The 12717-nt window shown below is 46.3% G+C and carries 15 protein-coding genes; 12 read left to right on the top strand and 3 right to left on the bottom strand.

Annotation, left to right across the window (positions count from 1 at the left end; all coding sequences use genetic code 11):
- The first annotated feature begins 62 nt into the window (after positions 1-62).
- The 5 genes from WB308_RS11440 (at position 63) to WB308_RS11420 (ending at position 5780) form a co-directional block, all read left to right on the top strand.
- Entirely contained in the window at positions 63-497 is a 435-nt protein-coding gene (locus tag WB308_RS11440) for an ankyrin repeat domain-containing protein (protein ID WP_424191627.1), read from the top strand.
- Complete coding sequence (locus WB308_RS11435) at positions 490-1692, top strand: hypothetical protein (RefSeq protein ID WP_424191625.1); 1203 nt, start codon at positions 490-492, stop codon at positions 1690-1692. The genes WB308_RS11440 and WB308_RS11435 overlap by 8 nt, the downstream gene beginning before the upstream one ends.
- On the top strand, positions 1689-2789 hold the full coding sequence (gene ald / locus WB308_RS11430; RefSeq protein WP_424191623.1) for an alanine dehydrogenase: 1101 nt from the start codon (positions 1689-1691) through the stop codon (positions 2787-2789). The genes WB308_RS11435 and ald overlap by 4 nt, the downstream gene beginning before the upstream one ends.
- A complete protein-coding gene (locus WB308_RS11425) occupies positions 2786-3103 on the top strand; it encodes a hypothetical protein (RefSeq protein ID WP_424191621.1) in 318 nt (105 codons plus the stop codon). Before ald ends, WB308_RS11425 begins: the two co-directional genes overlap by 4 nt.
- Before the next feature lie 91 nt (positions 3104-3194).
- Positions 3195-5780 (top strand): chemotaxis protein CheW, encoded by a 2586-nt coding sequence (locus WB308_RS11420; protein WP_424191619.1) that lies wholly within the window; start codon positions 3195-3197, stop codon positions 5778-5780.
- Between the two features lie 9 nt (positions 5781-5789).
- Here WB308_RS11420 and WB308_RS11415 read toward each other — a convergent pair whose 3' ends face one another.
- On the bottom strand, positions 5790-6809 hold the full coding sequence (locus WB308_RS11415; RefSeq protein ID WP_424191617.1) for a hypothetical protein: 1020 nt from the start codon (positions 6807-6809) through the stop codon (positions 5790-5792).
- Between the two features lie 137 nt (positions 6810-6946).
- Here WB308_RS11415 and WB308_RS11410 point away from each other — a divergent pair, with 137 nt between their 5' ends.
- The 7 genes from WB308_RS11410 to WB308_RS11380 all read left to right on the top strand — a co-directional run bounded on the left by WB308_RS11410 (position 6947) and on the right by WB308_RS11380 (position 12293).
- The gene (locus WB308_RS11410) at positions 6947-8176 is read left to right on the top strand and encodes an FprA family A-type flavoprotein (protein WP_424191615.1); all 1230 of its coding nucleotides are present in this window, start codon (positions 6947-6949) and stop codon (positions 8174-8176) included.
- 98 nt (positions 8177-8274) lie between these two features.
- A complete protein-coding gene (locus tag WB308_RS11405) occupies positions 8275-8622 on the top strand; it encodes a nitrogen fixation protein NifQ (protein WP_424191613.1) in 348 nt (115 codons plus the stop codon).
- Complete coding sequence (locus WB308_RS11400) at positions 8619-9632, top strand: ATP-binding protein (RefSeq protein WP_424191611.1); 1014 nt, start codon at positions 8619-8621, stop codon at positions 9630-9632. The genes WB308_RS11405 and WB308_RS11400 overlap by 4 nt, the downstream gene beginning before the upstream one ends.
- Before the next feature lie 17 nt (positions 9633-9649).
- Positions 9650-10846: a DUF2201 family putative metallopeptidase gene (locus tag WB308_RS11395; RefSeq protein ID WP_424191609.1), complete on the top strand. Its 1197-nt coding sequence runs from the start codon at positions 9650-9652 to the stop codon at positions 10844-10846.
- A complete protein-coding gene (locus tag WB308_RS11390; RefSeq protein ID WP_424191607.1) occupies positions 10815-11525 on the top strand; it encodes a hypothetical protein in 711 nt (236 codons plus the stop codon). The genes WB308_RS11395 and WB308_RS11390 overlap by 32 nt, the downstream gene beginning before the upstream one ends.
- Before the next feature lie 109 nt (positions 11526-11634).
- Complete coding sequence (locus WB308_RS11385; protein ID WP_424191605.1) at positions 11635-11877, top strand: hypothetical protein; 243 nt, start codon at positions 11635-11637, stop codon at positions 11875-11877.
- A complete protein-coding gene (locus WB308_RS11380; protein WP_424191603.1) occupies positions 11877-12293 on the top strand; it encodes an ArsC/Spx/MgsR family protein in 417 nt (138 codons plus the stop codon). Before WB308_RS11385 ends, WB308_RS11380 begins: the two co-directional genes overlap by 1 nt.
- 72 nt (positions 12294-12365) lie before the next feature.
- On the opposite strand, the gene WB308_RS11375 is transcribed toward WB308_RS11380, so the two are convergent.
- A complete protein-coding gene (locus WB308_RS11375) occupies positions 12366-12494 on the bottom strand; it encodes a hypothetical protein (protein ID WP_424191601.1) in 129 nt (42 codons plus the stop codon).
- A complete protein-coding gene (locus WB308_RS11370) occupies positions 12491-12655 on the bottom strand; it encodes a hypothetical protein (RefSeq protein WP_424191599.1) in 165 nt (54 codons plus the stop codon). Before WB308_RS11370 ends, WB308_RS11375 begins: the two co-directional genes overlap by 4 nt.
- Between the last annotated feature and the right edge of the window lie 62 nt (positions 12656-12717).

Here is a 12717-nt window from a genome sequence, read left to right as displayed (position 1 = left end):
CGCTCGCAGTAACGTCATTGCGAGCGAAGTGCGGCAGTCTATCTGTGTAAAAGGAGCTGACTATGGTTGAACAATACATTACATGGCTGAATGAACGAGGTTTCCATCCCGATGATCTCGAATATCGCGGATTTAACGGCAATACTCCGCTGCTGATGGCCGCGTTAGAGGGGAATGCGATGATGGTATCGCGCCTTATCGAAGCGGGTGGCGATTTGTATGCCGTAAATCATGATTATAACGGGGTCCTCTTTAACGCCTGTTATGCGGCATCACCGGAAGTCATCCGTCTTTTGGTGGAAGCGGGAGCCGATATCAACGATACGAACGAAGAGGGGACCACGGCGCTGATGTATGCGGCATCGGCTTCGCGCCTGGAGTGTGTCAAAATGCTCCTTAGTCTCGGTGCGGATGCGAAACTTCATAATGAAGACGGCTTTAGTGCGATAGAACTGACCAGCAACCGCGACGTGTTTTTGCAGCTTCGCAGTGCGTGAACAAACCCTTCTGACCCGTGAGTGGGTTGCTGCTAAACAATCTTTTTTGGATTGGGAGTCGCAACCTGCCTCCTTTAAACAGTATCCTCCCTTTTGCTATCGTGTAGCTTTGAACGATCATCCATCGCTAAAGTGGCTTGCACAGACACGATGTATTACTGATGAACACACGATTGCGCAAAGACCTTATCGCCGTCTCAATGTCCCCTCAGCAGGAAATCTTCATCCGATCGAAATCTATATACAGATCCGCAATGTCACAGGATTGCTCAGCGGGATTTATCATCTCGATGTTGTGCATGAAGAACTGGTGATGATTCGAGAGATTGCAGGGGAGGGGATAGAACCTTACGTCGGGATGGAGAAGCGCTTTAGCGGAGTGATCGCAATACTGACACTGGTGCCGTTTCGATCCTCCTGGAAATACGCTTTGCGCGCGTGGCGTTATCTCTATCTCGATCTGGGACATCAAATTCATGCTCTTTGTACTTCGGTACGACATTTTGGGTTCTCTTTGACAAAAATGTCCGTAAACGAACGATTGAGTACGATATTGGGGATGGGAGAGGATGAGGTGATCGGGGCGGTTTACGGTGTGGGAGAGATGGGTGAACGGAGTGTTAAAGCACTGAACTCGCCTCTTATGCGTGTACAGCCGACCGATTATACGGAGACGATAGACGCACTGATGGGAGCTGTGAAAACGGCGGCTGTTTATACCGAAATTCCAGAAACTCTCTTCTACGAAGATTTTCTCTCCATTAACCGATCACGCCGAAGCGCACGAGAGTTTTATCCGAATGGTATGAGTGATACGGTTATGCGAGAACTCATGTCGATACCCGTTCCCGATTCTTTGGAAATTCTACCTTTTATCTTTCAGGCACACGCTATGCAACCGGGTTTGTATCGTAACGGGGAATGTGCCGTGAGGGGAAATTTTAATTCTGAAATAGTCCATCTGCTTTTAGATCAGCGTTTTATTTCAGGATCAAATATGGTAGTATTAATCCATGCAGAGCATTTTAGCGCAGAGACTCATATCGAAGCGGGAATTTATGCGCAGGAGCTCTATAGGACGTGTGAACATCACAATGCGATCTGCAGCGGAATCGGAGCTTTTTATGATGAAGAAGCTTCACGCTGGTCGAATAAGCCACTACTTTATGCAGTAGCAATAGGGGGAAAAGTATGATTATCGGAGTACCAAAAGAGATTAAAACAGACGAGTTTCGTGTCGGTATGACCCCATCCGGGGTGATGGAACTGATTAAAGCCGGGCACAGTGTACTGATCGAGCAGGGGGCCGGTTTGGGAAGCGGATTTGAGGATTCGCTCTATGTCAATGCGGGAGGGGTGATGCTGGAGAGCGCGGAGGATGTGTATGCGGGTGCCGATATGATCCTCAAGGTCAAAGAGCCGATAGAGGTCGAATACGCTCGCCTGCGTGAGGGGCAAATCCTCTTTACCTACCTTCATCTTGCAGCGGATAAGCGGCTTACCGAAGTGCTGTGTGCAAAAAAAATCACGGCGTTCGCGTATGAGACCCTTCGGGTAGGGCGGCGGTTGCCGCTGTTAGAGCCTATGAGCGAGATTGCCGGACGGATGGCGACACTTTTCGGAGCGGTTCATTTGGGACGTTACTTTGGGGGAAGCGGACGACTTTTGGGCGGTGCCGTCGGGGTAGAGCGTAACCGTGTTTTGGTGTTGGGGGCAGGGGTCGCCGGCAAATCGGCGGCCGATGCGGCGGCAGGTTTGGGTGCTGAGGTGGTCATGATGGATATCAATACCGAACGGCTCACGTATCTGCGTGATGTGATGGCACCCAATGTGACGATGCTCTACTCCACACATGATTCGATATTGGAGTGTATTAAAACGGCTGATTTGATTATCGGGACGGTACTCTTACCGGGAGCGAAAGCCCCTAAACTGATTACTCACGATATGTTGAGCCTGATGAAAAAAGGGAGTGTTTTGGTCGATGTCTCGATCGATCAGGGGGGATGTTTTGAGACCTCTCATACGACAACCCATTCGCATCCGACTTACGAAGTGGACGGCATCGTTCACTACTGTGTCGCCAATATGCCGGGGATGTATCCGCGTACCTCGACGGTTGCACTCACGAATGCAACGCTCCCCTATGCGATTAAAATTGCTTCCACACCGCTTCCTGCACTCTTAAAAGATGAGCTTTATGTATGTGCGTTAAATACGTATGACGGTGATGTAACCAACGAGGCGGTAGCTGACGCTCACGCAATGCCCTACAAAGGAATAATGCTATGAGTGAAATAGATAAAGCCCACGAGATATTGGCAATCTACCGTTTTTACAAAATGGACGGTAAACTCTACCATTACGATGAGGATGACCGACTCGATGAGCTGTTCGATGCGGTGGTTCATGCGATCAACGATTGCGGTATCCTCAAACCCCTCTTGCCGCGCGAAGAGTTTGTCGTTCCGTGTCGGGGAATATTGAACCAAGAGCGTGCATGGCTTCAGCGGTTTGAACATCAGGATACGAGGGCTTTTTTCCTCAGTGATATTTACGACTTTTTGAAGCTTTTTACGGGACGGACGAAGCTACGGGTGAATTAAAAATAAATTAACGTATAATAAAATTAAATAATATAGAATACGAATTGCATACACATTCCTATAAGTTTTTTTATGAACTGGGGATTAATTGATGGATCATCGCCTACTAAAGTACATGCAGTCGGTGCAGGAGTATGCAAAAGCACTGGATACGTTGTCAGAAAAATGGAATCTACTGACAATGTTGGGGAAAATGAGTAATACGGGGATGGACATGGTCGATACCCGTGCTGCTTTCGAAGCGCTTACTGCAGAGCTGTTGGAAAAACTCGGTATGGAAATTCTGAAAAAGACAACCTCCGAGATGGAAGCCAAAGCACAAGTGGCGGTAGATATCGTCATCCGAAATCTTTTTGAACGTACGGCTGATATCGGTTTTTTGGCGACGGATGATGATATACGCTCTTTTATTGTACAGGCACATTTAGGAACGACGGACGATGCATCGCGGCAGTTGCTTAGAGAGCGCCGCATGGCATTGAAAAATCGCTTTAAAGAGTATGTATCCAAATACAGTGTCTATAGCAACATTATATTGATGGATACGCGCGGCAATATCGTCGCACAGTTGGATGAACATAATCCGATTACCTCCAGTTGCGATCCCCTTATCAAAGAAGCATTGTCCACCTCAGCCGAGTATGTCGAGGTATTTCGCCAAACGGATTTGGTTCCGGGGGCGGATAAAGCGTTGGTCTACAGTTATCGAGTCCGCCGTTCGTCCGGCGAAGAATCAGATACTATAGGTGTATTAAGCCTTGTATTTCGGTTTGAAGACGAGATGGAAGGGATTTTTAAAAATCTCATCAGCGAAAATGACTGGATGGAGATCATGCTGCTCGATTCGGAGGGGTATGTCATCAGCTGCAGTGATACGACCCATATTCCCTTGGGTATCAAGATGGAAAAAATACTCGATAACGGCTATAAAATCATCCGTTTTGCCGGACGTGAATATCTAGCAAAAACCTGTGCGACGAAAGGGTATCAAGGGTTTTTCGGTCTGGGGTGGTATGGGCATGTGATGGTTCCGATCGATCATGCATTCGATAAGGCTCCCCATGCGTACAAAAGTATCTCAGAAGATATACTCGAAACGGTGCTGAAACACTCCCCGTTATTTTCGGGAGAGTTGAAAATGATTCCGCAGAAGGCGGATCAGATTCAAAAAGAGCTTGACGTCACCGTATGGAACGGCAATGTTCATATCGCCAATTCAAAAACGAATGAAAACTCCTTCTCAAAATCTCTTTTAAATGAGATTTCCAATACGGGATTTCAGACGAAAAAAGTATTTGAAGACTCCATTAGCAATCTCAACCATACCGTCCTCTCCGCCTATCTTGATGATGCTCAGTTTAACGCCTCACTAGCGATCGATATTATGGATCGAAATCTATATGAACGGGCAAATGATTGCCGTTGGTGGGCATTGACATTCGTCTTCAAAGAAAAACTTTCTCAACCAGAGCTTCAGAGGGATGATGTATTTGAGCTTGAAGAAATTCTCTCGTATATCAATAACCTATATACCGTCTATACTAACCTCTTTTTATACGATCGCACCGGTACGATTGTTGCCGTATCCAAAAGCAGTGAACACCGTTTTGTCGGAAGTAAGATTGAAGAATCGTGGGTCCGTGAGACATTGAAAATTACCGATACGCAGCGTTACAGCGTCAGTCATTTTGCAAAAACCCCTTTGTACGATAATCGACCGACCTATATTTATGGTGCCGGAATTACCGATACGACGAACGAAGAGAGCGTCGGAGGAATAGGGGTTGTTTTTGACTCACATCCGCAATTTGAAGCGATGTTAAAAGATGCGCTTCCGCGTGATAAAAACGGTGAAATGATCGAGGGGAGTTTTGCCCTCTTTTGTGACCGTGAAAAAAATATTATTTCATCGACAAGCTCCGAATATCGTCCGGGATCAAGGCTGAATTTGGATGAGAGTTATTTTGCGCATGAAAACGGAAACGGCAGTTCGGGTATCGTAGAACTGGATGGTGATTTTTACATTATGGGGCTCCACACCTCGAACGGTTACAGGGAGTATAAAAAACATGATTTTTACAAAAATGACCTTATTGCCTTTATTTTTGTACAAATTGTCAAAGGTGATGAGTTGCCAAAAGTGTGTGCTATCGATAGTGGCCATATCGTATGCAGTTATCCTAAAGTGCAAGGGATGGAAGAGACGGTCGATATATCTACATTCTATATCGGCAATAAATTTTTCGGTGTCGAATCGTATAATATCGTCAATTCTCTCAGTCATCAGAATGTCACACGTATTATAGGAAGCGATGCTATTTTTCTAGGTGTTGTAGGGAGCAAGGAGGGGGAGACGATCGGTGTTATCTCTTTGAACGAACTACTCGGTATACAAAGCGCCTATGATCCGCAGAGGGACGAATTAATTGTCCTAAAATCTTCATACCAAAACGATACGAAATTTGCGATAGTGATCAGTCACATCAAAGACAGTCCGGAGATCCCTTTGCGTAGTATTAAAACCTATTCCGGAACGCTTGCCGGGGTATCGCCGCTAACCAAGGCGGTCGTTATACCTGATGAGGGGACGAGCAGGGGAGAAATGCTCTCCATTCTTGATATTGATGCCATTTTTAGAACGTTGATCAAAAATCAGAATAAACTTTCCTCTCTATAAGGTGTGAGCTCAAACCACAAAAGCCCCGTCTCTATAGACCACTTCATTCCCGAGCGAAAACGTATGGGTATCGGCAAAGACATCGACATGGTACATGCCATCACGACGTTTAAATCCCGGTTTGCCGTAGGTGCCGTGTTTGGCTCCCAATGAGATATGAACACCGCACATACGCTCATAGGTTCCCGTGTCGGCCACCGTACGCGTTTTGCTAAAGGCTCGGTTAAGTCCGAAACCGAGTTCCCGTATCCAAACGACTTCCCCCTCATCTCGTCGTATATTAGATAATATTAGATCAAATGCAGGTGTCGAGTTTTCGCACGCCACGACTTGCCCTCCCTCGATAATGAGGGTGATAGGAGTTTCGGGGGTGTTGATTTTGTACGTGACGTCACCGAAACAATAAATCTTTACCCGTCCGTGGACGGCTCTGAGATCCTGCGCTTCGGTAAACACTTCCCCCAGCGGGAACTGTCCGCCCCAATTAGTCATCCCTGTGTAATCTCCGATATTGACTTTAGAGGGCTCAAAAGCCGAATCGTACACTAAAAGTTCGCCGCCGCTATCGAGTACCCCCTTGGGTGCGTGATCTATTTTAGACTGGAGGGAGCGACCTACATGACGGTAATATTCAGCGTCGTACGCCAACGAATCAATGACGTAGGGTGCTTCATCATCGGACATACGGCTAAGATGGGGGTGCTCGATCACTTTAAGGCGGAGTTTAAACAGCTCGACACGTAGCCGAAACGCATCGAGGCGAAAACTGGTTGACTGGATCAATACGACCAAATCTGAGGGATTCAGAGCTTCTAACAATCCCCGTACCTCTTCAGGCGTATGCGCATCAAAATCGATTAACCGTGCATGAGGCAAAGCGCGTTTGTAACCTTCCATCAAAATAGTCGATAAAAGACATCGTGTATCATAGACTACCACCGCATGTTCTTGGTTTGTGTGTTGAAATACTTCGCTTAAAAGACCACTGAGGTGTTTGTGGGTTGTCACTATCAATTCTTCTGTATGCAATGGTTTTCCTCGACGGTAAAGGTTATTTTCTTTTATTATGCGAATTATAGCTTAGATTGTAGTTTGAATATTTCCAAAGAATTCCTAGCTCGAACAGTTTATGCATCTGTTATTGCAAAGATTACAGAAGGATGCATATGCTTCCCCCAATCGTCGTCATCAAACCCGACGTCTATTTTACAGGCGCCTTTGACCCAAAAATCCGTACTTTTGACATCATTATGAAAACCGCAAACGGCAGTTCCTACAACAGTTATGTTGTTCGGGGAAGTGAAGGGGTAGCCGTTATGGATACGGTGAAAAAAGAGTTTAGCGATGATTTCTTTGAGCGTTTAGAGCAGGTTTGTAGCTACGATGAGATTCGCTATATCGTACTGCATCATCTTGAACCCGATCATTCCGGTGCATTGATCGAGTTAATGCATCGTGCTCCCGAAGCCAAGCTGATCATCTCAGGGCGGGCGGTGATGATGCTCAAAGGGATCATAAAAACCGATATCCCTTATGAGATTGCCACAGCTGGGAAACGGATTTCACTGGGGAATAAAACGATCGAGTTTATTATGACCCCTTTTTTGCATTGGCCCGATACAATGAGCAGCTATCTGCATGAAGAGAAACTCCTCTTTAGCGGCGATGTATTCGGAAGCCATTATTATGACGAGCGGTTGTTTGATGATCAGGTGGGGGATTTTTCGTATGCATTTCATTACTACTACGATCACATTATGCGTCCTTTTAAACAATACGTTCAGCAAGCGCTTAAACTGTACGCTGCGTTTGAAATCGATTTGATCGCACCTCTCCATGGGCCGATATTGCGGAGCAATCCCCAAAGTTATATCGAAAAATATGCAAGATGGAGTTCGGAAGCACGGTTTCGCAAAAATGAGTTTAATACCAAGATGCTCTCCGTTTTTTACATCTCCAGCTATGACAATACTCATAAAATGGCGGAGAAAATTACCGAAGGTGCCGATAGCGTAGAGGGGATACGGGCAAGTATGTACGATCTGGCCTCACTCGATGAATCGAATATGATCACGCTGCTCGAAGAGTCTGATGCGATTTTGATCGGTTCACCCACGATCAACGGGGATGCGGTGAAGCCGGCGTGGGATCTGCTTTCGTGCATGGCATATCTGGAACGTACAGGGAAGCTCGGGGCGACATTCGGTTCGTACGGATGGACGGGGGAAGCACCGGAGATGCTCCATGAACGGCTTAAAGGGCTCAAATTTCGCCTCCCTCTCAAACCGCTCAAAGTAAAACTGATCCCAAGCGAAGATGAACTTGAAGCGTGTGTTGCGTTTGGTCGTGAAGCCTCCGAGATTGCGATGGGTAAAATGATCGAGATGACCCTCTAGACTAAAAATTGCATTTTAAAGTTTATATTTTCTGTCATTCCCGATCACAACAAGGGTACTGCTCGCATAGCGATGTTTCCTTGAGTCGGGGATGACGGGTGACGGAGATTGATACAATGAATGAACTCGATGTGATGCGTGATCAAATCGAAAATTACCTCAAAAAATACGCGATTGATGAGGAAGCACGCTATGTCATCGCACCGCTCATCGCCCGAAAATCGTTGGAGATGAACCATCTCTATCAAGATTTAGGGTTTAAAAGCCGTACACAAATGGGTGCTTATATGTCCCAACATTTCCCTCATTTAGCGGAACTCAAACCCAAAGATAAACTCTGGAAAAAATTTCTCTACGATGCCATCGGTAAAGTTGCCCCCGCGTGTGCAAGCTGTAATGATCAAGAGCACTGTTTTAGCTGCCTGATTGCGGAGGCAAGTGCGTGAAGACTCCATCTATTACAACCACAGAACTCTATACCCATCTTGATACCCTCATCGGGGCGGATATCCCCGTTTTTATCCATGGAAGTCCGGGAATCGGCAAATCGTACATTGTTGCCGAAGTGGCCAAAAAACACGCTTTGGAACTCGTCGATGTTCGTCTCTCTCAGATGGACCCCGTCGATTTACGCGGTGTCCCCGCGATACGCGATGAGCAGACGGTGTGGATGCCCCCGATATTTTTTCCGCGTGACAAAGATTCAAACGGGATATTATTTCTCGATGAACTCAACTCAGCTCCTCCATCGGTTCAGGCGGCGATCTATCAGCTGGTGCTGAACCGTAAAATGGGGGAGTATGAGTTACCGAGTGGATGGCGGATTATCTGTGCGGGGAATCGCATTAGTGACCGTGGTGTCGTGTTTCGTCTTCCGACTCCGCTGGCGAACCGGATGGTCCATTTGAGCGTCGAGGCACGGTTTGAGGATTTTAAACTTTTCGCAATACGTGAGGGATTGCACTCGTTTGTGATCGGATTTTTGGGCTTTCGTCCCGATCTGCTCACCTCTGAGAGCGTGAGTGAAGATGACAGCAATCCCGCTTTTGCGACACCGCGCAGTTACCATATGCTCTCAAATGTTTTGAAAACTTCCAATGATACCTCCCGTATCGCTCCGATCATCTATGGTCTGATCGGATACGGAGCAGGGATAGAGTTTCTCTCGTATGTAAAAGTGTACGAAAAGCTCCCCGACGTTCAGGCGATTTATCGCGGTGAATACCCGAATATTGACAAAAGTGAACCAGCATTGCTGTATGCGTTGGTCTCAGCAATGGTGGAACTTTATCGCGGAGGCGCGGAGGCATCGAAACATCTGTTCGGTTTCGCACAAATCTTGCCAACTGAGTTTGGGGTGATGTTGATTAAAGATGCGATTGTTAAAGATGCCTCGATTGCGGAGTGTGCCGAGTTTGACGAGTGGATCGGACGCTATGGCGACTATATACTATAAAAATATCTGCCACATTAGTGGCAAGCTTCCGTGCCATAGCGGCCAGCGTAGACGGGTGTGACGTGTTGCAACCGTCGTTTATAGAAAAACTAGAGAAAATACGGATTCAGTTCCTCTTTGATCACCCTTTTTTAAGCGTTCTGGCCCTCTCGATCCCCCATAAATACCAAAGCAATCCCCACATGCTCTTCGAGACCGATGGGATGAGTATCCGTGTCGATGAGAGCAAAACGCTGGACTACGATGATGCCCGTCTCAAATATCTCTATGCTCATGTACTGCTCCATATCCTCCTCAAACACCCTTTTAGAATGAAAGGACGTGAGAAGCTGACATGGAACCGCAGTTGTGATATCGTCATCGGATTGCTCCTGAATGATTTTCAGCGGGTCGGAAGTGCGGACGAAGAGGCGATGGTGATCGAGTCATTTCGCGACAAAAGTGTAGAGGAGGTCTACAATGCCCTCTATCGTGAGAGCGATGAGGGGGAGGGGAGTCAGAGCGACAACAACCCCACTCAGCAAAAAATGGACATTATCGAGCACGAGGGGGATACTCAGGTCGCTGAGGAAGAGCTCGACGCGCTGATTATCCAAGCGATGGGGGCGGCGCGAAAGCAGGGGAATATCCCCGCTTCGCTTTTGGAGATGTTCGATGAAATCACGAAACCCTCCATCGATCTGCATACGCTACTGCACACCTATATGTCAGAGAGTTTTTTCGATAAAGAGTCCGATTTTTCTCACCCTAACCGCCGCTTTATCCATCAGGGGCTTTATCTCCCAGGATACCGTTATGATCGTAACCGTTTGAGCTTTTTTATCTTTTTAGATCGTTCTATGAGTATTACGGGGGAAGTATTTGCACGATTTTTAGGGATAATTGATTCTATCGTTCGGATGAGTCATGATTTCGAGGTGAGTGTGATCCCGTTCGATGAGCGGGTGTATAGCGAAGAGAAAAAAAGCTACGATGCACAATCGATATTACCTAATATCAGCTTTGCAAAAGGGAACGGTGGGACACAATTTGCTCCCGTATTGGAGTATCTAAACACCCATGCAGGGGAGAAGAATCTGGCGGTGATACTGAGTGATGGCTATTTCACGGTGGAGAAGGCTCCTGCGATGCAGACACTCTTTTTACTGAGTGAAAAACAAAATTTGAAAAGGTTTGAACGTTATGGAGACGTCGTCTACTTTGACATATCGTGAGCATATTGAGACTCTAAAAGACGATTTGGATTTCGAAGAGCAGGGGGATGCGATTTATCTACACCATAGGGATGATGAAGCACGGCTCTTGTGGGCATTTCATAGACCCAGTGGTTCTCATCCTATCCAGGTAGGGGATCGTAACACCGATGTCGCGATTATGGCGTTTAATCATTCACGCTTAGGGGCTTTGGAGCGGTTTACACGACTCAACCCAGAGGTTATCAAAAACCCAGATCTTCGCCGTCATATCCGCAACCGTAGCCGTATGCTCTTTCGTGCATTGGTCGATAACGATTTTAGCGAACTGTTGGAAGTATTGACCCTTTTTCCGGTGTTTATCGATCAAGCGTGCGATCAGATGATCAATGGGCGTATTTGGAATGAGAACTTTGCTTCACCCTTGAGGGCATCACAGTTTTTGGTGTTGGCGCAAGGGTATATCGATGAGAAATTGAGTGATGGGGTAATCCGGAGGCTGCGACCTCTCAAAACCTACTCTTTTGATGAAGCCAAGTTGTTATTATCAGAGCTGAACGATCAAGTACAAAAGTTGCATGATGAGATAAAAGGGCATTATTATGGCGAGTTTGAAAAGTGGATCGCGCGTGAGAAACTCCATCCGCTCCAAGCCATTGTTTTGCACAAACAAATAGGAATGCTTACTGCAAAGTTATGAGAAGTAGTTTTGTAAAGCTACGTGTGGGCTTCCCGCCGAGGGAAACACAGTGTTAACGTAGTCTTCGGGGTTTTGCTCCGATGACGTTTATTTAATAAAAAGGAATCCCATGTCTGAGACAAAACTCAAAGTGATGAAAACCATCTTTAATCTGAGTGATGAGTGGGAATACAACATTTACGAATCGGATGATATCGCCGAATACGTACAGATGGATAAAACCGAAGTCAAAAACATCATGTCTGAGCTCTATGACGAGGGATATCTAGGCGAGTGTATGAGTGTCGGAGATGATGGATACGATACGTTTTATCTCAACCGCCGCGGTCGTCAGGCAATCGGGATAGAGTAATGGTAAAGCTAGTCGTATTCTATGAAAAACCTTTTTGTGCTGCGAATGCCAAGCAGAAGCAGATATTGAGAAAGAGCGGCTGTACACTGATCGAGCGTAACCTACTTGAACACGGTTTGGACGCTGAAGCACTACGCAGTTTTATGGGGGATAAAAAGGTAGTGGAGTGGTTTAACCCTGCCGCTCCCGCAATCAAAAATGGTGAGGTTTCTCCAGAGTCACTCGATGAAGCCGAAGCGATGGAACTGCTGATGTCCAATCCGATTTTGATTCGCCGTCCGCTGATGATTATCGGAGCTGAAAAACTGTGCGGATTTGATGAAAATAGAGTTTCTGAAGTACTGGATCGTTATGTCGAACCGATGCCGAAGATTAATTGTATGGAAAAATGGTGTTTGGAAAAGAGGGCGGAATAAGGTATTCATGAAGAGCGTAGAGTCAAAAAGACTTTACACCCTTCTGCAAGCGAGGAAGAGGATAAAACGGGATTAAAATTCCATCAATAAATGAGGAGACCACTCAACGATATTAACACCGGCAACATCCGATTTTGCCATGTGATGTGCTGATGCCATTGTTAAAAACCCGGCTAGTGCCAATAATAAAATTTTTTTCATAGGTAATCATCTCCATATACTTCCGCAGGATAACTATTGGTCAAATGCCCTGACGATGAACTCATATTTCCTCCGGCATTATCGGATGGCGAAGGATGATGTGCAAACGCATCAGAAGCTAACGCTCCAACAACAAGTAATACAGCTACCACTTTTCTCATTGGGTATCCTTTGTTTTTTAAGATGGTAAAAGTTTATAGGAAGTGTGTTAGCGGAGTGTTAG

The organism is Sulfuricurvum sp. (genome assembly GCF_049587615.1).
GTDB lineage: Bacteria > Campylobacterota > Campylobacteria > Campylobacterales > Sulfurimonadaceae > Sulfuricurvum.
The sequence above is the reverse complement of the archived record's forward strand: the minus strand, read 5'-3'. Positions and strand labels throughout refer to the sequence as shown.

What these genes read in the sequence shown, in the direction of transcription:
- WB308_RS11410 (WP_424191615.1), top strand. Translation starts at nt 6,947, where the DNA reads ATGCTTCCCCCAATCGTCGTCATCAAACCCGACGTCTATTTTACAGGC.
- WB308_RS11375 (WP_424191601.1), bottom strand. Translation starts at nt 12,494, where the DNA reads ATGAAAAAAATTTTATTATTGGCACTAGCCGGGTTTTTAACAATGGCA.
- WB308_RS11420 (WP_424191619.1), top strand. Translation starts at nt 3,195, where the DNA reads ATGGATCATCGCCTACTAAAGTACATGCAGTCGGTGCAGGAGTATGCA.
- WB308_RS11425 (WP_424191621.1), top strand. Translation starts at nt 2,786, where the DNA reads ATGAGTGAAATAGATAAAGCCCACGAGATATTGGCAATCTACCGTTTT.
- WB308_RS11390 (WP_424191607.1), top strand. Translation starts at nt 10,815, where the DNA reads ATGGAGACGTCGTCTACTTTGACATATCGTGAGCATATTGAGACTCTA.
- WB308_RS11370 (WP_424191599.1), bottom strand. Translation starts at nt 12,655, where the DNA reads ATGAGAAAAGTGGTAGCTGTATTACTTGTTGTTGGAGCGTTAGCTTCT.
- ald (WP_424191623.1), top strand. Translation starts at nt 1,689, where the DNA reads ATGATTATCGGAGTACCAAAAGAGATTAAAACAGACGAGTTTCGTGTC.
- WB308_RS11385 (WP_424191605.1), top strand. Translation starts at nt 11,635, where the DNA reads ATGTCTGAGACAAAACTCAAAGTGATGAAAACCATCTTTAATCTGAGT.
- WB308_RS11440 (WP_424191627.1), top strand. Translation starts at nt 63, where the DNA reads ATGGTTGAACAATACATTACATGGCTGAATGAACGAGGTTTCCATCCC.
- WB308_RS11380 (WP_424191603.1), top strand. Translation starts at nt 11,877, where the DNA reads ATGGTAAAGCTAGTCGTATTCTATGAAAAACCTTTTTGTGCTGCGAAT.